The sequence below is a fragment of the Alteromonas naphthalenivorans genome (assembly GCF_000213655.1).
In the GTDB taxonomy this organism is placed as follows: domain Bacteria; phylum Pseudomonadota; class Gammaproteobacteria; order Enterobacterales; family Alteromonadaceae; genus Alteromonas; species Alteromonas naphthalenivorans.
Window position 1 is genome coordinate 2519245 of sequence record NC_015554.1, and the last position, 21132, is coordinate 2540376.

At 38.6% G+C, this 21132-nt stretch carries 17 protein-coding genes; 4 read left to right on the plus strand and 13 right to left on the minus strand.

Annotation, left to right across the window (positions count from 1 at the left end; genetic code table 11):
- Positions 1-58: 58 nt before the first annotated feature.
- From AMBT_RS11035 to AMBT_RS11095, 13 genes are all read right to left on the minus strand, one after another.
- Positions 59-2599: an AMP-binding protein gene (locus tag AMBT_RS11035; RefSeq protein WP_158306771.1), complete on the minus strand. Its 2541-nt coding sequence runs from the start codon at positions 2597-2599 to the stop codon at positions 59-61.
- Between the two features lie 110 nt (positions 2600-2709).
- Positions 2710-4017, minus strand: a complete 1308-nt coding sequence (locus tag AMBT_RS11040; RefSeq protein WP_013784709.1) for a glycosyltransferase family 4 protein — start codon at positions 4015-4017, stop codon at positions 2710-2712.
- 61 nt (positions 4018-4078) lie between these two features.
- The gene (locus AMBT_RS11045; protein WP_013784710.1) at positions 4079-5971 is read right to left on the minus strand and encodes an acyltransferase family protein; all 1893 of its coding nucleotides are present in this window, start codon (positions 5969-5971) and stop codon (positions 4079-4081) included.
- Positions 5972-6011: 40 nt separating this feature from the next.
- Positions 6012-6737 (minus strand): WecB/TagA/CpsF family glycosyltransferase, encoded by a 726-nt coding sequence (locus AMBT_RS11050; protein WP_013784711.1) that lies wholly within the window; start codon positions 6735-6737, stop codon positions 6012-6014.
- Between the two features lie 144 nt (positions 6738-6881).
- Positions 6882-7769: a glycosyltransferase family 2 protein gene (locus AMBT_RS11055; RefSeq protein ID WP_013784712.1), complete on the minus strand. Its 888-nt coding sequence runs from the start codon at positions 7767-7769 to the stop codon at positions 6882-6884.
- A gap of 53 nt (positions 7770-7822) precedes the next feature.
- On the minus strand, positions 7823-9016 hold the full coding sequence (locus tag AMBT_RS11060; RefSeq protein WP_013784713.1) for a glycosyltransferase family 4 protein: 1194 nt from the start codon (positions 9014-9016) through the stop codon (positions 7823-7825).
- Positions 9013-10029 (minus strand): glycosyltransferase family 2 protein, encoded by a 1017-nt coding sequence (locus AMBT_RS11065; protein ID WP_013784714.1) that lies wholly within the window; start codon positions 10027-10029, stop codon positions 9013-9015. The genes AMBT_RS11060 and AMBT_RS11065 overlap by 4 nt, the downstream gene beginning before the upstream one ends.
- 119 nt (positions 10030-10148) lie before the next feature.
- The gene (locus AMBT_RS11070; RefSeq protein ID WP_083820151.1) at positions 10149-11519 is read right to left on the minus strand and encodes an oligosaccharide flippase family protein; all 1371 of its coding nucleotides are present in this window, start codon (positions 11517-11519) and stop codon (positions 10149-10151) included.
- 7 nt (positions 11520-11526) lie between these two features.
- A complete protein-coding gene (locus AMBT_RS11075) occupies positions 11527-12486 on the minus strand; it encodes an endonuclease/exonuclease/phosphatase family protein (RefSeq protein WP_013784716.1) in 960 nt (319 codons plus the stop codon).
- Positions 12487-12521: 35 nt separating this feature from the next.
- On the minus strand, positions 12522-13187 hold the full coding sequence (locus AMBT_RS11080) for a hypothetical protein (RefSeq protein ID WP_013784717.1): 666 nt from the start codon (positions 13185-13187) through the stop codon (positions 12522-12524).
- 38 nt (positions 13188-13225) lie between these two features.
- Positions 13226-15436 (minus strand): GumC family protein, encoded by a 2211-nt coding sequence (locus AMBT_RS11085; protein WP_013784718.1) that lies wholly within the window; start codon positions 15434-15436, stop codon positions 13226-13228.
- 24 nt (positions 15437-15460) lie between these two features.
- The gene (locus AMBT_RS11090; protein ID WP_013784719.1) at positions 15461-15994 is read right to left on the minus strand and encodes a polysaccharide biosynthesis/export family protein; all 534 of its coding nucleotides are present in this window, start codon (positions 15992-15994) and stop codon (positions 15461-15463) included.
- Positions 15991-17193: an outer membrane beta-barrel protein gene (locus AMBT_RS11095; RefSeq protein ID WP_013784720.1), complete on the minus strand. Its 1203-nt coding sequence runs from the start codon at positions 17191-17193 to the stop codon at positions 15991-15993. Before AMBT_RS11095 ends, AMBT_RS11090 begins: the two co-directional genes overlap by 4 nt.
- A 404-nt stretch (positions 17194-17597) precedes the next feature.
- On the opposite strand from AMBT_RS11095, the gene AMBT_RS11100 reads away from it, so the two are divergent.
- From AMBT_RS11100 to AMBT_RS11115, 4 genes are all read left to right on the plus strand, one after another.
- The gene (locus tag AMBT_RS11100) at positions 17598-18200 is read left to right on the plus strand and encodes a transglutaminase-like cysteine peptidase (RefSeq protein WP_083820152.1); all 603 of its coding nucleotides are present in this window, start codon (positions 17598-17600) and stop codon (positions 18198-18200) included.
- A 382-nt stretch (positions 18201-18582) separates the two neighbouring features.
- A complete protein-coding gene (locus AMBT_RS11105; protein WP_013784722.1) occupies positions 18583-19197 on the plus strand; it encodes a hypothetical protein in 615 nt (204 codons plus the stop codon).
- A gap of 30 nt (positions 19198-19227) precedes the next feature.
- Positions 19228-19695 carry a hypothetical protein gene (locus AMBT_RS11110; protein ID WP_013784723.1) on the plus strand — a complete coding sequence of 156 codons (468 nt, stop codon included), beginning with the start codon at positions 19228-19230 and terminating at the stop codon, positions 19693-19695.
- Positions 19696-19747: 52 nt separating this feature from the next.
- Positions 19748-21097, plus strand: coding sequence for an O-antigen ligase family protein (locus AMBT_RS11115; protein WP_013784724.1), 1350 nt, complete (start codon positions 19748-19750; stop codon positions 21095-21097).
- Positions 21098-21132: the final 35 nt, after the last annotated feature.

The following is a 21132-nucleotide window of genomic DNA, read 5'->3' on the forward strand; positions in this document are numbered from 1 at the left end:
TAGAAAAGCATGACCCACCGATAGCTTAAATTGGAATTTTAGGTTCCGTAATATTAATTCATATTACTTTATACACTCTTCTTATCAAAACAAAGAATAATAGTGAAAAGATAATAAATGGCAAAAGTCTTATACTTTCGAAACCTAAACTACTAAGTATAGACACACTTGGAAGAACTAATTCGTGCAAAACAAAGAGCGGAAACGCTAGCAACCCGACTGAAGCCAGCAACCTGAACGAGACTATTAAAACTCTTGATTTTATATTACTCTGTAGCAAGAACACAAAAATCGCATCTAACACTACAATTACACTAACAAAGAGAAATACCAAAGACATGTAAAGTTTAGATGTAGGCCAGTTCGTCCACATATCTATTTCGCCGCTAGAAATTCCGATGTATATCGCAGCGATACACAACATAATGCCAGCTTGAAATTTGTACAACATTTGCTTGTTTGAGATAGCACTCCACCTAAGATAATATCCAGCCAAAGCTCCGATTAGCGCAATTGCAGACATTCCTAAATAGTCATACTTTGCAGTAAATAAAAGTATGACTAACTGTATTAAAGAATTTTCAGACGCCTCAATATCTAAATTTGATATATATAGAGATAATAGCCAAAAAGTAAGCGCTGTTGTAACAATACTTGTAGCAAAATTTGTATAGCGACTTAGAAAAAGTATAATAAACGGAAATGTTAGCACAGCAAAAAAATAAAAATATAAAACTGAATATACGGAATTTGTAACCGTCATTGCTGAGAACTGACCTCCCGCTAATGTATTGCTTATCAACCTTAAAGTTGCTAGTAAAAATATACCTGCCAATAGAATATTCATATTTTTTATTGACGTAGATTTTAACGTTTTAATGTCATTCAGTTTGTTTTTGACTAAGCTTGCACCGTAAGTAAGACCGAACATTAGCGCGAATCCCGTAGTGCCAGAATTAAAAACTACAGCAAAATGTCTATCTAGTCCGTGAAGAAATAGTGGCATACGTTCAAACAAGCCCGTACTCCAGTGTGCTATTATATTTATGAGAACAAAAATCCCGCGAATTAAATATAGTGATAAGTTTTCAGGCGTTGTGAAAAAGGCATGTTTGTTTTCAACATAACTATTATCGTCACTGTCTTCTATTAGTGTTTTTTTCTGCTCTTTTCTTTGAATAACCTCTTTCAAAGTCAATCCATCAACCAACCACATGATTTCATCATTGGGTAAGCCCATTTTCTCAAGCTTTACCAACAGCATTAGTGTCGAAAGTGAATCCCCGCCTAAAGATTTAATTGAGTCATCAGGGCCTACTTCATTGACTTTAAGAACAACCTTTAATGCTTTTACAAGTAATTCTTCAAAGTTTTCGTCACTAACAGACTCTTCATTTAATACACTCTCACCTTCTATGTCGCTAAAATAGAGTTCTTTGCGCTTAACCTTGTTAGTAGCGGTTCTTGGTAGTTCATCTACCATCAGCACTTTTATCAGTGATTTTATATTTAGTTTCTTTTCTACCAACTCATCGTTGAGTGCATTAATCAATTCATTTTTTCTTTCTAGCGCTCTACGCGAAATAGCGATTGCTGGCAGTTCACCTCTTAGCTCATCTGAATATTTAAACACTGTGAAATCTGAAGTATCAACACCAACTTTTTGGGATAGCGCTAAATCCAGCGTATCTGGGGAAAGCTTAATTCCGCCACAATTGATAACGTCATCATCCCTCCCTTTGAAATAGACATAGCCATTATCTATTTCGCCTAAATCAGTAGTTTCAAACCAACTCTCCTTACCGAACAGGTAATCTTTATCAGAGCAAATTTTACTAGTGACGTGCGGCCCCTTGATAGCTATACGACCATTTTCAGAAATCTTAACGCTTACGTCGTCAAAGTATGTTTTACCGACAGAGTCTAATGCTTTTTTCTCGTGGATTTTAAGAAAAGTAGTTCGGGATGCTTCGGTTAGTCCGTAGTGCTGAACAATCTTAGCGTTAGGGAAAAGTTCAGCCAGCTTCAGTTTCTCTTCTGCAGCCATATACTGACTACCAATTTCTATCCAGTATACTTTTTTAGCTAACTCTTGGGTGATCAGGTCACTAAACGACAACAAGACACGCCACAAGCTTGGAACAGCAGAGATCGCATTGATTTCGTCAGCTTCTAACATTCTAACTATTTCTAACGGATCGAATTTTTCAGGCACATAAAACTTTCCGTCAACGAGGGAAATGGCTCTACATCTGCCAAACCCGAAAGAGTAATTGACTGGGATACCTACATATTCTTTGATCTCTGAAGTCATCTCCATGACTTCAACTAGCCTTTCTGCAGTATTTTTTAATGACTCATGAGCAATATGGACGGCTTTAGGTTCACCTGTAGTCCCAGATGTGTATAGAATTTGTGCTGTGGATAATGAACTTTGAGGTACGTAAGCTGTTCCCTCATACCAACCATAAGACTGATTAATGGCAATCACGTCATGTTTTCCGTTATGCTTGGCTATTTGTTCGACTGTTAATCCTTCATTCAAGCTTTTAAAAAGCGCATCAACATACGCAAGTGAATTAACAGGTTCAATAAACACGTGCTTCCGCGAAGAAGTCATATAAGTTTCCTACTATTATTCTATTCCAACGCGATGGAGTATATAAATAGAGTTGGTGATGCTAGCTTTCAGCGCTTTTGTTGCAATAGCTATGAAAAACTATTGGTAGTGAATTTAGGTTTTAGCCCTTGACCTAATGTCCACATATAAACTTCATTGATTTGGTCTACTTTAGCCTGCCAAGTATAATGCTGCTGAATTCTTCTTAGGCACTCCGCTCTTTTTAATGCTAAACGCTCTGGATTAGATGCAATCTCTTCCAATGTATTCTCAAGGTTTCTAATCAATTGAGTTCTGTCGCTAATAGCAACCTTATACCCGCTACTTTCATTTACTAATTCAGTTGGACCCGCGTAGTCTACTACTACAGGCACAATTCCAGTAGCCATCGCCTCTAAAACAACCCCACCCCCAAACTCTCTAATACTGGGAAAAACTAATATGTCACTCTCTAACAATTTACTTTGTAGAAGTTCATGAGGAACAAACCCATGAACCGTGACGTATTGTTCAAGACCTTCCCTTTTTACTAAGGATTTTAAGTTTTCTTCTTCAGGTCCGTTTCCATATATATCGTAAGTCATTTTTCCTTGTTGCAATAAACCTTTCATCGCTTGAATGGCCATATCAGCGCCCTTGTATGGCACCAATCGCCCAATGAAAACTGCTTTGATGGGATAGTTAAAACCTGAAGAGCTAACCTTTGAGAAACGCTCGGTATCAATACCATTTTCAGGGAGGTAAAAAAGCTTTCCTGCTGCTGAACTAGGCATTTCATTCTGTGTCGCAATCGAGCCGCATATTATTGCGGAAGCATCTCTTCTTAATGCAGTATACCCGGGCAAAAATTTATAGAAATTACGAACCTTAGTAAGCCACTCTTTTTCCTTCTTTCTTAGCTCATCGAATTCGTCTGGCCACGCCACCCCACCATTAAGAGGACCAACAACAAATGGAACCCCGATTTTTTTAAGTTTTTTTGCTAAATAACTTGGTGCAGTAGGGCTTACGGGTGTAATGCGATGAACAATATCGTAATTTCCCTTTAACAACTCACCTTTAAATTTTTTCCAGCATAAATATTCGAAATAAGGGTAAGTAAAACTGGCAACGGCCGTGGCAATCGTCCAGCCTAGTGACGTCCCCCCACGAAGTAATTTACCCAATTGGTAAAAAGGCTTATTAATAGCTTCGGTATCAATTGAAGTGAACTCTGCACCTTCGTTCCAACCAAATCTTTCAATAGCGGATTTGTTTCTTTGCTGGGTTGCGAGATGAACATCAAAATGCTGAGATAATGCGTTAGTGAACGACCACCCCAAAAGAGGTACGCTAGTCCATTCTGGGTTTGCAGCTTCAGCGATAACTAGAATCCGAAGTTTTTTTATATTGTTCATATCGCTTCCCTGTAAAGCTACTATTTAAATATTGTTAATTATGGAGTGTTAACAGTTGGTGCTAGTGGGCGGTTCCACTTATGGTGATGTCTTGTCTGGGGCTCGTATTTCCATATATTTGTTGTAATACAAAATGCCATAAGACTTCTGAGCCATAACCAGTTAAATGCCCTAAATCTGGTTGATAGACTGACTTATTATTAATTGAAAACCTACATTTATCTTGAGAGCAAAATGCATCTGCTGGGTCTATAAAGTATGCTCCTCGGTATTCACTGGCTAACTCTTTCAGTACGAGGTTAATACCTTTAGCCCCATGAACTGCTTTACCTTTGTCACGACACTCAACGCTTAGTTTGAGTAGTTGATTAGTTCTAGCACAACGCTCAATCTCACCGTTTATAGGGCGGGCTAATTCTCCCAGAATATATATCTTTCGATTACTACCGATTGCGTCAATCAACGCTGACAAATGTAGCTTCAGATCTTTGATGTAATCGCCTGTAAGTGCACACGAAACGTTATTACAAAAAAGGGGGTTTCTGCTATTTGCGCGAACCCAACGCTGAGAAATAATTACATCACTTTTTCCATCAACTGCCACTTTATAGTTGTTTTTGCATGACTCAATCCAGTGGCTTCCATAAGAATTAGAATATGTATAAACATGCGGCAAAGACAAGCAGTCAGAATACCAACTTAGCTTTACAGGAACTTCAGAACGTAAAATTCCTCGAACGAGATGACCAGCCTTGCTATCTCCAATTAAAATATAGTCGTATTCTTTATCAGTATTTAAAAGCGAAACGCCCTCTTCATTCTTGTAATTATCATCCATTCCACCATAGATTAGGCTGTTTGCTGTTAGGTCTTCTTTAGACGCCAAGCCATTAGTCTGATAAATATAAAAACCTACGCTGGAAAAGGCCAAAACAAAAACTGAATATGCAAAAAGCTTTGTAGGAGTCTTCTTAGTAGTTATTCGTATACTTTCTATATAGCGATAACTTAAAAAACCTAGTACTACAGAAGCTAAAACACCGACAAAAAGATAGTTCTTATTTGTATAGTAATAGCTGAAACCTACCGCTATTGGCCAGTGCCACAAATAAATTGAATATGACCACTTTCCTAAGTACTGACTGACTTTATTTGCTGTAATAAAGCTAGCCTCTCTGTTGGAAATAATAACCAAATAAGTGCCTATTACCGGAAGTAAGGCCATGTAACCTGGCCAAGGAGTATGTTCGGTTATGAACAAATACCCCGCAACTATAATTGCAATACCAGTAACTTCTGTAATTTTACTTTGCTTAATTGAAAGGTTTAACGGATACAGAAACGCAAGGCCACCTATTATCATTTCCCATGCCCTAGTGGGTAACATGTAATAAGATGCTGTGGGATAAAACTGCGTTCCAAATATGCTAGTAAGCAAACTTAAAATGAAGCAAACAATTAGAACGTATTTAAGCTTCTCTAGATGGACTAGTCGAGACAGCATCACCAATATTATTGGATAGATAATATAGAACTGCCACTCGGTCGAAAGTGACCATGTATGCAAAAGAAAGTTAGTTTTGCCTTCAAAATAGTCTTGTTTAAGGCTGAAGATAATACTGCTGGTGAAAGTAATCGCCCCCAATATATCCCGGCCAACAATCCTATAATCGTAAATAGGCAGAAAATAGTAACCCCATACCGCTAACGCTATACATAACACAGCCAAAGGAGGAATAATTCTATTTGCTCTGGAAAGGTAAAATTTCGATAAACTGAATGTTTTTGCTTCTAGGCCTGTGAAGATAATTGCCGTCATTAAATAGCCAGAAATGATGAAGAATACATCTACACCTGCAAATCCACCAGGAAGTAAGTTAGGGAAGAAGTGGAATAGAACCACCGCGACAACTGCTATTGCACGCAGCCCATTAATATCAGACCTAAACTTCACCGTAAGGCTCCTCAGTCATTACTACTAAAAAATGACAATTTCAGAGCTCTGAATAAATAGCCATTAGTGCTAAGAAGTTCCTAGCGTAACGCATCATAAGCGTTCTAGGACGCTGGAGGGCTCTATACATCCACTCTAAGTGAAGTACTTGAAAAATCTCTGGTGCACGCTTCTCTTTACCAACCAAGAATAGTATCGAAGCCCCTACACAAAGCCCGACACCTCGGTTATAACGCGACTTTATTTTGCTCGCCAAAACTTCTTGTCTAGGAGAACCCACGGCTAAAAAGATAAACTCGGGTTGTTCTTCTTCAACTTCCTGAATAATGTCATCTACTTCAGCTGGTCTATTTATAAATCCCATACTAGGGTTGATGTGAAGAATATCAACACGCGGGAATAGAAACCTTAATTTATCAATATCTTCTTCATCTGAACCGATGATGCAAACGCGTTTTTCGTTTAGATGACCATTATTGAAAAGGTGCTCAGTAAGAGTGCTTCCGGGAATAACATTCTTTATCAGTTTTCCCTTAAAGCGCATCAACTTCTCAACAATTTTACTATCGCAAAGCGTTAAAGATGCTTCTCGATAAATAGAATGAAGATGTGGATTTCTATTGCCAATTAGCCGAGAGAGGTGATCGACATTAGGTGTAATAACGATATCGAACTTTTCGCTTTCAGCCATAGATGTAATTTTGTTGGCTGCAGCATCGATTGTAACGTCATCGAACTCTATTATTGGGGGTTTACAATGATCCATTTGATAATCTACTTACTTTTTATTTTTATATTTAAAACGGTTCAAAACGTCAGTCCGTTTCATCTTAAAACCGAATCATAGTTTTTACCAAATAGAGAAATTAGCTCTCTATTTGATAAACTATGTTTTTATATTGAAATTTATTTAACTTGGTTGTTTGGATTGTGTCGGCGAAGTAGATGCTCTTGCGGCATCACTTTTCCCCTTCACTAAAGCACTATATTGAAAGCTTCTTAAATGCTTTCGAAATGCAGGGTTATCGTAGCGCTTTTTATCTTTAAGCATACTAGAAACATAACCCCACCACATAGCCAAACCACCAATCACAAAGGGCCGCTTAGTCATACGAAATACTGCGCTAACAGTCATATACAATAGACTTGTTCCCATAAACCACTGGCCAAAACCATGTCGCATTCTGCCTGTTAATATACTTTTGTGACTAGAACCCATTGCCCGTAAATGAATAAAACGTATTTCGGGCTCATCCCATGAACATGCTACCCAACCATGCATACGGCAAGTGTGGCAATCGATACCGTCCCACATTACTTCACGAACAAATCCGCCAATCTCTTTAAAGCATTCAGTTCTATAAAACTTGATCATACCCACCGACATTTCACTGCCGCAGCCTTCTGAAATTAACGTACCGTCAAAAGTTTTATTTTTATTATCAGTACCTGGAAAATAAGCCTTACCGCTACAGGTCCCAATTTGCGGGTTACCATTCATACGGTTTATCATTATTTCAAAATATTGAGGGGGTAAATCTAAGTCGAGATCGAATTTACATACAAATTCAAACTCATCAGGGTTAATAGTGTCATAGCCGGTATAAAATGCGTCTATAACCCCAGGGCCGACTTTCCTTTCACCACGATCTTCTCTCCTGATGATTTTGATGAAATCAACTTTGTTAGCATACTCTTCTAAAATTTGCGGAGTCGAGTCGCTCGAGCCATCATCTACGATAACCCACAAATCAGGGATTCGGGTTTGATTAATTACAGATTCAAGAGTTCTGCGCATGTAGTCTTCTTCATCCCTACATGGGCTTATAAGGCAATACCTTCCTTTCACTGTTACTCTCCGTGTATCATTTTAATTAATCTTTTCGTATTAATATCGGTCGAAAATTCTTTATACACCCATGCTCGGGCGTTATCGCCAATCGTCCTTATACGCTCTTTGGCGCTTAAGATTTCACGTAAAGTACTTTCGAATGCTTCCGGCGTAGCGTCTCTAACCCAGCCAGTAACATCATCTTGGATAAGCTCTCTGATAGCAGGCAAGTTTCCTGCCAACACCGGTACTCCAGCAGCCATGGCTTCCATCATAGAAACGGGGATTCCGTCTCTATCGCCATTTTTATCATCTATGCAAGGCATCACAAAAAGACTAGCAGTAGTTAATTTAGCTAAAATATCTTTGTGTTCTAATGCTCCCCAAAAATTTACTTTTATATTTTCGGGCAGCTTAGTTGCCAATTTATTTAGATTGTCTTGTTCAGGGCCAGAGCCGATTATATTTATTGTAATTGTATTATTTATATCGCGTAGTTTGATGCACGCTTCCAGTAAAATATGGAAGCCTTTTTTTTCAATCAAACGACCTACACTTATTATACTAAAGTTTGATATGGAATTACTATCAGAAAATTCAGGTATATCTACTCCACAACGAATAATGTGTAGTTTTGGTTCGCAGTTGGGCACTAAATTGTAATAAAAATCCTTATGCCAATGACTGATACATGCTATTCCGCTAGCATCATTAAGCTTCTCTTCTAATAATATCCTACGCTGAAACAAATCATTTGCATGGCCAGTAAAACTCCATGGAATGTTTAGGAAGCGGGCTATAAACAAAGCGTAAGTAGCAGAGGCATGCGCGAAGTGGCAATGTAACCAATCCGGTGAAAAAGCTCTCATTTCGTACGAAAAGCCTAATGAGCAGAAACCTTGGAATATTACCTTTGCTTTGTTTTTACTAGACATTTTTGCTTTGACGCTTGTTCTTCCCACAAACAAAAGGGTCCGTAGAGAAGATTTAGGGGCAAGAATACAAGCTTTAATGCTCGAAATTATTGCGGGAACTACACCTTTATCAAATAAAACCCAACTAGCTGGCGCTATTCCTTTTGCCGAGTTCTCAGCATTACGTAAAGTTGCTACTTTTAAATCAACGTTATGAGTATTTAAGCTTTGCACCTCTCGCCAAACAAACGTCTCACTTAATACTGGATATTCTCCGCACAGCATAACTAATCGCTTCATTTATTAGTTTCCTTCGCTGCCACACTTTTATACTCGATAATTTCACTATTTTTCTTAAGGAATTTGTTTTTAATGAAACGCAAGCCGCCTTTAAATTCAGCTAATTTACATATTAAGGTTAAAAATGAACGTTTTTTTGCAAGCCCTTTGCTAGTCATCGATTTACTAAAGTACTTCGAAAGCCGAAACCATTGAAATATAAATACCGCTAGGATTGCAAAAAATATAAAAGGAAATGTGAATAGTGACAAAATCAACGCTAATGGAAGCAATGCCCCCCAAAGAAAAATACCTCTTACTTCTTTTACGTAATAACGCTCTTTTTCTTTTCCATAACGCCATGCACCTTCAAACGCAGCATGGCCATATCGCTCTGCGCGCTTCCACCATGCACTAAATAGGTACAATGCTGCGTCATGATAGGTCATAGCAGCATCAATGCGCTTAATCTTCCAACCTTGCTGTCTTAATCGATAACATAGCTCAGGTTCTTCACCCGCAATTATGGATTCGTTGAACCCATTCACTTCCAAAAATGGCGTAGCTCGGTATAACGCATCTCCCCCACATGCCTTTGCATAGCCAACCGGCGTATCCCATTCAATATCGATTAATTTATTATAAACACTAGCATTTGGATTTATTTCACTGCGCCTACCACACACTGCGGCTAAATCAGGCTCATCGCTAAGTGTTTTCAGTGCTAAATCGATCCAGCTTGCATCAACTTGGCAGTCACCATCAACAAATTGAATAAAACTAAGTTTTGAAACATGCTGCTTTAAGTAATTGACTCCCGCATTACGAGCCCTTGCTGCAGTGAAGGGGATGCTGGTATCTAACTCCACAACGGCATAGCCAGCATCTATCGCATTTTGTACGCTGTTATCCGTGGAACCTGAGTCAACATAAACGAAGATAAAGTCTATACTTAACGACTTAAATGAAGAAAGGCACTTTTGGAATCGCTCGCCTTCATTTCGTCCAATCGCCACTATCCCTATGTTATCCATGCGTTCACTCTTCTTAACGTAATTAAATCTATTGGTTTCAACGCATTTCGCTTCTACGCGAGTTATGCTTACTTACTGTTATCGACAATTAGAACTACTTGCAGCCCAAAAGCACTTCATTAAGTGAGTAAGGTTACTTTGGTTAGCCCTTCAGAATATAAAAATATACAACCCACTGATACTACGAAAAATACTATAAAAATAAGCGCCTCATAAGTTGGCTTTACTAAGACCCCCATACCTTTTACTTTTAGGGCAAGTATGTACGTTGTCAGTCCAGAAATTAACGAAGCAATACATACACCAACAATTCCATAACTAGTTGCTAATGTAATACCTAATATAACCAATAAGCTTCCTCTAAAGAGAGTCAATAGCGCGAAAGTTTTACTCCTACCGTCAACCATCAACTTATTTAAAGTAACGATCAAAAGTAGCTCCGGCAGTGAGGCCATTAAAACAAGTAAGCTTATATAACCGGCTAAGCTGTAACGGTCATCATAAAGTAGAGGAAAGAAATAAGGTGAAATAAACATCAAGAACAATGTAACTAAAGTACCACCTGCTAAAACTATGTAGCGCCCTTTTTGTATATCATGAACGCTAGCTCCGTTACGACTCATTTCACTAAATAGAGGCAGAAGAACTTTTCCATTCAACATGTGACAAACAGTTATCGGTAACATCGCTAGTACCAAAGCCACTGTGTATATTCCGAATGTGTGAGCGGCCAGTAATTTACCCAAAATAAAAACATTTGCATGTTGCACTACAAATCCAAATGTTGAAGAAACAAATATCCATTTTCCAAACGTGAAAAGCTCGTGCACAGATGGCTTGTGCCACTCAAAGGAATTATTCGCGCCTTTTAAATAACATCTGTACAAGAATAATCTACTTAACTCTGCTAATAATGCGCCGATCACGAAAATGAGCGCGTTCTTGTAATAGAAAGCCAGTATTACGGAAACCGAAGTACCTATAACTTGGCCTGCCAGCTGTATACTTGTCACTCTGAAAAGGTTCATACTCCGGCTTGCTAAAATTACTTTTATAGGAAAAAGCCCTGAAACAAGAAGCGCGAGGGCAGCCAACGGGATTAAATAAACTAGTTCGCTTCTTTCGTAGAAAGTCGCTATAGGAAAAGAGATAGCTAGGGTTATCATCCACAACAAGCAATTTCGAATAAACTGGAGCGTCCATGCTGTATTCAAAAATCGAGAATCACTGACGTTTTTACTTCTTACAATAGAAGGTACGAGGCCGAGGTCAGATACCATTACCAAACCTTGCAAAATTACTTGGGCAATAGCCATTACGCCGAAGATCTCTGGAAATAATAGGCGCGTTAATATCAGATTTGAGAGTAACCTAAGCCCTTGTGATGTAACATGCCCGAAAATCGTCCACAAACTGCCTCGCATAGCTCTTGCTTTCGTTGAGTCAGAGTGAAAAATTGATTTTAATTTGGACGTTCTAGATATTTCCATTGTTTAATCAGTTCTTAATGCGTATCGAAAAAGTAGTCTCAATGGGGTAATGATCTGAACCATAACTCTCTGAGTGCACGAATGTATTGTTACTTTCCAAGCCTTTGAAAAAAATATAGTCAATTTGGATCCAAGGCCCTAACAAACCTAGTCTTCTCCCCTCTCCAGGCCACGATGAATGCCTAGAAGTAAAGTAAGAATCAATAGTTGCGTTAAAAAAGTGCTTCTTCATTAATAAAATGGCTGAGTTGAAATGTGTTGCGTTAAAATCGCCAGCAACGATTACAGGCCCTTCTAACTTTTCAGCGGCTTTGATGATTCTTTTCACGCCGTTCATTTGTCGATCATTAGCACGCGTTATCGCTTTAGCTCCCCTCACATTAATTAGAGAAACATGATTGTTAAAGTTAAGGTGTACATTTACTACTTCTTGGTTACTAATTAACTGTTGCGATAAAGGGTATTTCGAAAAGGTAACTAAATTTTCATATTTAGTATTAACCAAAAAATTGCAGTTAACGCTAACCTTTGGGTTAGCTTGTAAAAACACAGAGAGGTCAGGAATTTCTTGAACTTGGATTATGTCGTACTTTTGACAATCGATTAATTTCGCTATTTCTGAATAATTCCTATTGTGTGTCATCTTACTAAAAGTAATAAATGAAAATTTAGAGATCGTATTTTGATCACCGAACAATTCCGCACCTTTATAGGTATTTAGATTTGGAATTATTAGAGGAATGACAATCGGAGGTACTGCTAAAATTGCTCCAATCCACTTCAATTTACTTCCATTGTAAACCCAGATTAGCAGCAATAGCGCAGCTAAAGCGACTAGAGGAATTATCTGCCCCATAAAATTCAAAAATTTAAATAGAACAACACCATCATTAAAAATGCCGAAGAACGACCAAACGGCAAGAAGCGCTAACACTAAAAAAAGTAATATCCGAATTACCGTTATCATTACCTAAGTTCCTTGGTAAATTCACAAAAGGAGGGCTATCGACTGCAGCCTTGGAATTTGGTTTCTATTGAGTTTAGTTTTACTAAATTACAGAAAAATGCTCGTTCGCCGATAAGAAGAGAATACTCGTAAACGTTTTTAAACCTATTGTAATCGGTTAAATTATTTAGCTGCTCTATTGCTACAGCAATATTTTGAGAATTGAACTGCCTCCAATGCCTCAACATGATAAAAACTAGCTCTTTGGCAACAAATTCGTCTTTGCTGCCATATAGGTTCGCCATTTTCACGGCATGGGAAAATTCGCTATCGAACTCCCCAAGTTTAGCTTTAACTCTAAAAATGTTAGCCCAAGTTCTAGGCCATACTTCACGAACAGCTGCAGACTCTTGGTATACCTTCAACGCTTCTTTTAAATTTTTATTTTTTTCTACTGGATTTTCGTTGGCAAAGGCTAGGCGCTCATAGTAAGTACCCGCAGTATTTAGGTAATGCGGGTGGGAGGGATGCCAAGCAAGCATTCCATCCACACTACTTTTTACTGAATCAAGCACATTCGAATTTGCTAATTCGACACTCTCGGCTTGCTTAAGTTTATTGCTTGCTTTCACATAGTGAACGTTAGCCACACCCCACCGATAAGCCACTATTAACATGCCTAAACAAAACAAAGTCACTAGAGCTTTTGCAACATATTGCATATTCATTAAGCCGTAAAAACAAACGTTAAAATTAAGCGCTAAGCTTTTTCAGTGTCAGCATAGCCGTAATAATCGTAGTAGCCCGAATATTCACCGTCTTGCTTGCTTACATCGGCCGCATTCAGCACTACCCCTTCGATAATGCCTCCCGCTTCGCGCAAACGCCTAACTGCCGATTTAACCACTTGTTTCTTGGTAGAATCGGCTTTCACAACAAATATGACTGTGTCGGCTAATTTAGCGAGTACCAGCGTGTCGCTTACCGCCTGACATGGTGCAGAATCAATCACTATCTTGGTGTATTTATGCTTTAGTTTTTCAAGCAAAGTAGCAAATGCATCACCAGCAAATAATTCAAGCGCATTGTGTGTGTAATGCCCTGCCGGTAGTATATCAATTCCAGATTGGCTATCTGGTACAATGCAACTTTCAACGTCTACTCCAGTGTTTAAAATATCGCTTAAGCCTTGCTGATAAGCTGGAAGCCCGAATCGCTTCGCTATAGACGGTTTACGCAAATCAGCATCTATTAATAATACTTTATCCATTTGCCCAAAACTGAATGAAAGGTTACAAGACGTGGTTGATTTACCTTCACTGGGCACGGCTGAAGTAACGAGAGTTACTACATTGTTGTTGTTTAATTGGCCTAACATATGACCAGTTCTAATCGTTTTAACTGCTTCACTGAATAAGCGATATTCTTTGTCAAAATAGATATGAAGCGGTAACACCTGATTTTTCTTAGTACTCACCTTTGGAATTAACCCTAAGAACTTAGCTTTAAGCTCTTCTTCTATTTCCACCGAGCGTCGGTAAGTATTGTTAAGGAATGTAAGTAGCACTACTACAAAACAGGCAAAACCAGAACTTAATACAATAACCACAATGAGTAATTTAGCCTTTGCGGGCTTTACTGGGTACAGAGGCCGTTTAGCTTGGTCTATAAACCTAGCATTTTCGGAACTAAAGTCACTGGTTATATCTAATTCCTTGAAGCGTCTACTTATTAACTCATTCAGCTCACTTAAACGCGCTACATTAAGCTTTAAGCGATTGAGTTCAGCCTCTTTACCACTATCGTTCAGTACTTCACTTTCTGCACTAGCAAGCTCTCTTTGCAAGCTAGCTTCAGTTTGCTTTAGGTTTGCTAGCTTCTGAGTTAAATCAGAAAGCTCACTTTGTACACGAGTACTAAGGCGCGATCTTACTTGCTGTAATTGTGTGTTTGCCGCAATGTATTTAGGGTGTTTGGGGCCGTAACGTTGATTAACTTCGTTAAACTGATTTTCCGCTTCTCGTTCAGCTCGCCCCAGCTCTTGAAGTACAGTACTTTCCGTAAATTGACTTAACACTCCCGTATCAAGTATTTCTGAAGACTTCGTCTGTGACAAAATGTTTTCTAGGCGAATACGCTGCTCTCGAACTTCAAGGCGACGCTCATTCAAATTCCGTAATGTTTCAGCGTTTAAAGATTGCATTCCATTACTTGAGCCTACAATTTGCTCACGTCTAATAAACTGCTGCAACTCGTTTTCAGCCATTGCCAGTTCATCAGCAACGCTTACATTACGGCTCTGCAGCCACTCTATAGCTTTGTCTGTTTGCTCCATCTTCGCACTAAGGAAGCTGTTGATATAAGCGTTGCCCAACGTATTAATTACATCTGCGGCTAATTGAGGGTCTTCAGACTGGAAACTGATGTTAACAAGTTGCGTGAAAGCAACCGGTTTAATAGAAATATTTCGTTTGTACCATTCAAGAGTCTGCTGAAGTTTAATATCTGCAGCGGAAATTTCACTTGTTGATAGTTGTTGTGGTGCGCCAACAAAATCTTTGAGTGATTGCTTCAAAATAGAAACAACAGAATCGTCACTAGCGGTGGATAATTGTTTGTCTTCTGAAGTAACTTTGGCTAGTTGAAGCTCATTGATAACTTCTAGTGCTAACGAATCAGATTGCAATATACCAAATTGAGTTTTTAAGTATTCTCGTGCTCCCATGTCCATGCTGGGTGCGCTATTGCTAGCAACTGGTGTAGCGTTCTCTTTCTTTATATATAACGTTGCTTTAGCTTCGTAAATTGAGGGCAGCCTTAATATTAGAAGAGCGGCAATTACGGTTACACCAAAGGTAAATGACACTATTTTCCATTTACTTCGCCATAATGCCTTAATGTAAAAACCTATATCGAACTGTTTTTCTTCGGCATTTTCGTTAGCGCTAGACTGTGTTTTTAATTCGTTCATTATCTACTCTACTTCCTGTACCAATCAGAAAAAACTTTGCTTAATAGTAATTACATCACCAGGTTGCAGTGTTTCATCCATGTCTACATTTTCAATTATTTTTGTTGTGCCATCTTCAAGCTTACGCTTTAGTTCTATACCTTTTTGTGAGCCACGCTCCGTAAGCCCCCCAGCAACGGCAAGAGCTTGAGAAACGGTTAAACCCGGCTGAAAGGGATAGTCTTTTGGTGATTGCACTTCGCCTAAAATAAAGAAAGGTCTGTATTCTTTAATAAATACATCTACTTCGGGGTTTAATAGATAGTCGCCTTTTAAGCCATTTTCTATTAACCAGCGTACTTCAGCGGTAGTTCTTGTTTTTACATTTAACTCGCCCAAAAATGGGTATAGCAGTTTACCTGAAATACCAATTTTAGTATCAAAGGTTAGGTCTGGTTCCCCATGCACACGAATACTTATGGTATCGCCTGTATCCAACTTATAATCACTACTTTGTGCAATAGAATTAAAGCTTAATGACAAAACCATGACTCCAAAAACAACACGAATTAAACTCATATTTCCACCTTTAAGCCAATTGTAAACTGCTGATTGTCGTAGTCGTACAGTGCTACATTCGAACTGTTAACTAACCATTTTATTTGCGCGTTCAACGACAACCAAGGATTGAGTAAGCGCTGATAAGATGTGAACATATAATGTTGAGTGTCTTTACGCGCTAAACCTTGCTCATCCCGCTTCTGGAATTCGTATCCCAACTGCGTAATCGTATATTCAGACCAACTGTGTCCCCAGTTTGCACTCACCACTGTGGTTAAGGTTGCATCACTACCCGCTACACCTTCCTGAGTACTTTGAGTAGCAGATAACGTAACTAACGAATAAGTTTTAGGTGTCCAAACAACTTCAGCGTCTATTGCTAAATTCGATTGTTCATCTCTTCCAGGCTCATCGTATTCACGGTTTTCAATACCGATTTTAAATTCGCCAGTGGTTTTAGCTAGCCCTTCCCATATAGCCCCTACTAGAAATGTTAATACCCTTGCATCTCGTGAAGGCTCCGCTACTACATCATTCTTATATGAAATAGTTTGCTGCATAATATCGAAACTGATATTGGTTACTTGAGCGGGTCGATAGTAAAACCAAGCCGCGACATCGTAGGTGTCACGTTCAAATTGAGAGGTAAAATCGGTGAAATTATCATAGTTGAGTGTTCCATAGCCTACACTTAGTCCTAAGCGCCCTCTAGCTACTAAACTTCCAAATTCGTATGAAGCTAAAGCATCTGTGCTACTAAACTGTAACACCTCATCAAATCTATCCAGCTCGAATCGTGTTTGTTGTGAGCCTCGTTTTTGATGCCCAAAATTTTGGTTTAACGTCCAGTTTGTTCTATGTCGGCTTGTGGGCTCCCACTCACCAGCATAACCTATCAATATATCTTCATAGTCATCAGCACTGCTACTGGTATAGCGGGCAATATCTGATGACAATGAGAGTTCATGGCTAGCTTTGCCTGGCGCAAGTGTCATCAAAACTGACGAGGTAAATTGCCAGAATGCTGAATTGATTTCATTATCGTTAGTGAGTGCTAAATTCTGTTCGTACCCTGTTCCGAAATAAACAGAAGGAGATATGATAGCGCCATTGTCTAGTTTATAGCCTAAGCTTTCTTGTGCGTGGCTCCGACCAGAAAAGGCCAACACCGATAACGCCAATAGCGGGAGTGAAAGTTTTGTGTACTGCTTGTTCATCTTGCTTCCTGCACATGAATAACACGGCTTTTCCGATAAATGTCGATTACTAATAAAATCTTGAATTGTTATTGTTTCACGACCATGACATTTAAAAATGTTCTATTCGTTTTTTCTGCTATTATTTTCTATTATCATTTTAGCTGGGCATTTAATGAGTTATTAGAAGCTAGTGCAGTCTCATAGCAACACAGTTACTGACTGTTTGCTTAAACTATAAGATTTACTTAAGCCTTAGACACTCGCCAACATACATCAGCTGAATGCATTAAACGTTCCAGATTACTTTCCATTCCGATTTATTCTACAGACTAAAATTTTAAAATTCCAACTTTTAAAATGCCTAGTATATGATGTAATAAACTGCCCGCTGTATAAAGCACCTTATTTTCTGGATAAATGAAATGTCTTCTTCAAAACAAATAGTTATGTATATTTTCGTGACACTTTGTTGTGCTTGCAAATCTACTGACCAGCCTAATATAAGTCCGCAGGAAACAATTAATTCAATGAAAAGCATTGCTAGCAGCAAGACAGCATGGCAAAAAATTTCTTATGTGAACCAATGGGTTAATAACTCAGCGAAGCAAGGAACAGATTACTCAATTTGGGGACAAGAAGATTATTGGGCCACCCCTTATGAAACAATCGCAAAAGGAGCTGCTGATTGCGAAGACTACGCCATGACAAAATACTTTCTTCTGGTTGATTTAGGGATACCCAAAGAACGCTTGTATTTAAGCCATGTTAGTTACATTGACCAAGAAGCACCACACATGGTACTGATCTATCAAAGCATTGAAGATAATGGTTTTTATGTATTGGATAACATCGTTGAAAAAATAACAGCCTCTAACTTGAGAACCGACCTTACATATAAATATAGCTTTAACGAAATTGGTATTTGGATAGGCCGACCTATTAATTTCATCAGAAATGAAAAAAGCACACCACACCAATTGTTAAGGTGGCAAGATACGCTAAACAAATGGAAGTTAGAAAATTAAGAACACGATGGTAGCTCTTCTATTCCCTTACATTAAATGCTCAACCAAGGTGCTAAAATGCACAAAAATCGTGCAGTTAGGTTTTAACCTACTGTTTTAGTGAATATTAAATACTACCTATATATTGTCAAGTTTTTTTACACCACCATTTCAAATCTGTTACGCAACCATGAAATATCAATAAGCTACAACAAGTTACAAAATAGGCACGATTCTAGCTTACAAACTTTTGAAAGCACTTGGTGTGCAAACTTTATCAGTTGGAACGATTTGTGCTTCAGTGAATTCAACATCGCTTAAAGTTTAGCGTGGTTTTGAAGATTACAAGCGATAAATCCCAATTCGTATTGTGGAAAATTTGATGGAAAAAAGGATCCCATAAATGAAAAAGATTTTTGTATTATTAGCTTGTATCTTAGGATCGGCTTCCGCGAACGCAGCATTTATTACTTTGCTAGATGGCATGACGCCCTCAGCAGCACAAATTGAAGTTGAAGGCACGAAAATTGGTTCAGGCTTCAACGTTAATAACGATATCCGTGTACTAACTCAGTTTCAATTGTCTGCTTTAGATGAAACAACTGATGACTTGAATGGCGATGGTCTTCTTACCGTAAATTTTGGTTATTATGTATTCAATGGTACTACTATTGAGTTTATCGGCTTTGATTTAATATCTGACAATTCCATTCTGTGGTCTGATATTAACGATTGGCAAACCACTGCAGATACTAATGACGAATTAACTTTCGATAGCTTTTTAAACGAGAATGTACCTACACCTTTGGTTACCGAATACAGCGCTGCTAATGGAGTTTCTGATTATTACGTTTTCGCCTACATAGATTTAGAAGAGGTGATAGGACTAAACGGCGGCCTTTATGGTGTAGATTTAGTTGTACCTGCTGCGCCACCAGCTCCAGTATCTTCACCAGCAACTTTTGGTATTTTACTTCTTGGCCTTGCTGGTGTATCACTTCGCCGTAGAAACAAGTAGAATTAAGTAGATTATTACAAGGATTTTTTCATGAAAAAATATGTTTTGTTTTTCGCTTCATCATTAGTTTTGAGCACACCAGCTTTAGCTATTGATATGCAAGCTGCTACTAATTCGTTTGTGACGGAAGCAGAGCTAGTAGATATATCTACGCTTTCCGAATCTGAACTACCTGAATACTTTACAGCGCTTTCTTCAAAACTAGAATTAACAGAAGATAAAGAAGCCTTTGTTTCTGAACTGTTTAGCAATAATAAAGAACAAGCCAATATTGTTTATGGCATAGCGAAGCAAAGCGGTTTATCAGACGACTTCTTGATAGCTACAGCACTAAGCGAAGGTGTAGACCCAGCGGCAATGCTTGAGCCAACTGCATTTGGTTTCTTCTTCCCATTACCTCCAGCACCTGGAGATGATGGAAGCACCTTACCTCCCCCTCCCCCACCTTCAACAGGCGGTGGTTCAGGTAGCGGTGGCGTAAGCGTTTCAACGAACTAACATTAGTAATATTTAAAAGGCTCGTAAGGGCCTTTTTTTATAGAAGTTTTATATGCAGCAGTCGACATTCCAAAGTTATTTTGAACGTTTAGCCTTTTACGTTCTATTAAGTATTATTTTTATTCTACCCTTACCGCTTGGCTCAAACAGGCCATGGGCCTGGAGTATCTTTGAAGGGTTAGTAGCAGTAACTACTATTATTTGCCTTTGGAGCATTCCTACTAAGCATCTTATATCCCGCTTAAAAAAACATACCTTAATTGTAGTTCCGTTCGTTTTAGTACAAATATATGTTGCTATTCAGCTTATAGATATTGGTGGTATTAGAATAAGTGCTGACCCCGTTCAAACACAAATTTCACTATTAAAAGGGTTAAGCTACTGCCTGTTTATATGCAATATGACGTGGTTGCTTTGTTCGCCCAAACGAATTAAGCAGTTTGTGTTGTGTATTATAACCACGGTTTTTCTACAAGCGCTGTACGCTGTTTATTTACAGTTCTCTGGTTTAGATTTTACTCCCATCTTCGGCTATGAAATTTACGATCGAGCAAACGGTAGCTTTGTGTACCACAATCACCTTGCTAACTATTTACTCATTGGCGGCTCGTTGGCTATTGGGTTGTTGATTGCACAATTAAAAAGAAAAAGTGAAGGTAAGCAAAGCATTAAACGAGTATTAATTGCTGCAATGGAAGCCATCATGAGTTCTAAATGGCTAATAAGAATTAGCATTATTACTATGGTCGTGGCACTAATCTTAACTAGAAGTAGAATGGGGAATAGTGCTTTTTTCATCAGTTTGCTTACTACTTCCATGCTGGCCTTATTCTTAATGAAAAAACCACCACCCATGCTTAAATGGCTAATTGTGAGTTTAGTGGTAGTTGACGTTGCTATAGTTGGCGCTATGTTTGGCATAGACAAAGTAAAAGAACGGATAGATGCTACGTCTTTCGAGGGTGAAACACGAGATGATGTAGTTACCATGAGTATACCTCTTGTTAAGGAGGTGTGGCTTACCGGAAGTGGTGCTGGGTCTTTTTATACGGTATTTCCAAAATATCATACCAATACAATTCATCTGCATTACGACCACGCGCACAACGAGTATCTTCAGTTTGTTATAGAGTATGGTATTGTAGCCACGGCGTTATTAGGCTTAGCCGTACTATATTCGTTTTATAAAGCGCTATTTGCACTACGAACTCGAAGTGATCCCATGAGTCAAGGGTTAGCCTTCGCGGCAGTTATGGGTATTATCGCAATGCTTATTCATATTTCAGTCGATTTTCCGCTGCAAGCACCGGCCACAACGGTTAACTTTATTGCATTAATAGTATTGGGTAATTTGAGCAGTATTAAAGTTGAACGTCGAAAACGTTTAATTACAGCTAGGTAATCTTAGGGTTATATCATTAAGGTAAGTTTGGAGCT

What these genes read in the sequence shown, in the direction of transcription:
- AMBT_RS11065 (WP_013784714.1), bottom strand. Translation starts at nt 10,029, where the DNA reads ATGGATAACATAGGGATAGTGGCGATTGGACGAAATGAAGGCGAGCGA.
- AMBT_RS11105 (WP_013784722.1), top strand. Translation starts at nt 18,583, where the DNA reads ATGAAAAAGATTTTTGTATTATTAGCTTGTATCTTAGGATCGGCTTCC.
- AMBT_RS11070 (WP_083820151.1), bottom strand. Translation starts at nt 11,519, where the DNA reads ATGGAAATATCTAGAACGTCCAAATTAAAATCAATTTTTCACTCTGAC.
- AMBT_RS11085 (WP_013784718.1), bottom strand. Translation starts at nt 15,436, where the DNA reads ATGAACGAATTAAAAACACAGTCTAGCGCTAACGAAAATGCCGAAGAA.
- AMBT_RS11055 (WP_013784712.1), bottom strand. Translation starts at nt 7,769, where the DNA reads ATGCGCAGAACTCTTGAATCTGTAATTAATCAAACCCGAATCCCTGAT.
- AMBT_RS11100 (WP_083820152.1), top strand. Translation starts at nt 17,598, where the DNA reads ATGTCTTCTTCAAAACAAATAGTTATGTATATTTTCGTGACACTTTGT.
- AMBT_RS11075 (WP_013784716.1), bottom strand. Translation starts at nt 12,486, where the DNA reads ATGATAACGGTAATTCGGATATTACTTTTTTTAGTGTTAGCGCTTCTT.
- AMBT_RS11080 (WP_013784717.1), bottom strand. Translation starts at nt 13,187, where the DNA reads ATGCAATATGTTGCAAAAGCTCTAGTGACTTTGTTTTGTTTAGGCATG.
- AMBT_RS11040 (WP_013784709.1), bottom strand. Translation starts at nt 4,017, where the DNA reads ATGAACAATATAAAAAAACTTCGGATTCTAGTTATCGCTGAAGCTGCA.
- AMBT_RS11050 (WP_013784711.1), bottom strand. Translation starts at nt 6,737, where the DNA reads ATGGATCATTGTAAACCCCCAATAATAGAGTTCGATGACGTTACAATC.
- AMBT_RS11110 (WP_013784723.1), top strand. Translation starts at nt 19,228, where the DNA reads ATGAAAAAATATGTTTTGTTTTTCGCTTCATCATTAGTTTTGAGCACA.
- AMBT_RS11095 (WP_013784720.1), bottom strand. Translation starts at nt 17,193, where the DNA reads ATGAACAAGCAGTACACAAAACTTTCACTCCCGCTATTGGCGTTATCG.
- AMBT_RS11060 (WP_013784713.1), bottom strand. Translation starts at nt 9,016, where the DNA reads ATGAAGCGATTAGTTATGCTGTGCGGAGAATATCCAGTATTAAGTGAG.
- AMBT_RS11090 (WP_013784719.1), bottom strand. Translation starts at nt 15,994, where the DNA reads ATGAGTTTAATTCGTGTTGTTTTTGGAGTCATGGTTTTGTCATTAAGC.
- AMBT_RS11115 (WP_013784724.1), top strand. Translation starts at nt 19,748, where the DNA reads ATGCAGCAGTCGACATTCCAAAGTTATTTTGAACGTTTAGCCTTTTAC.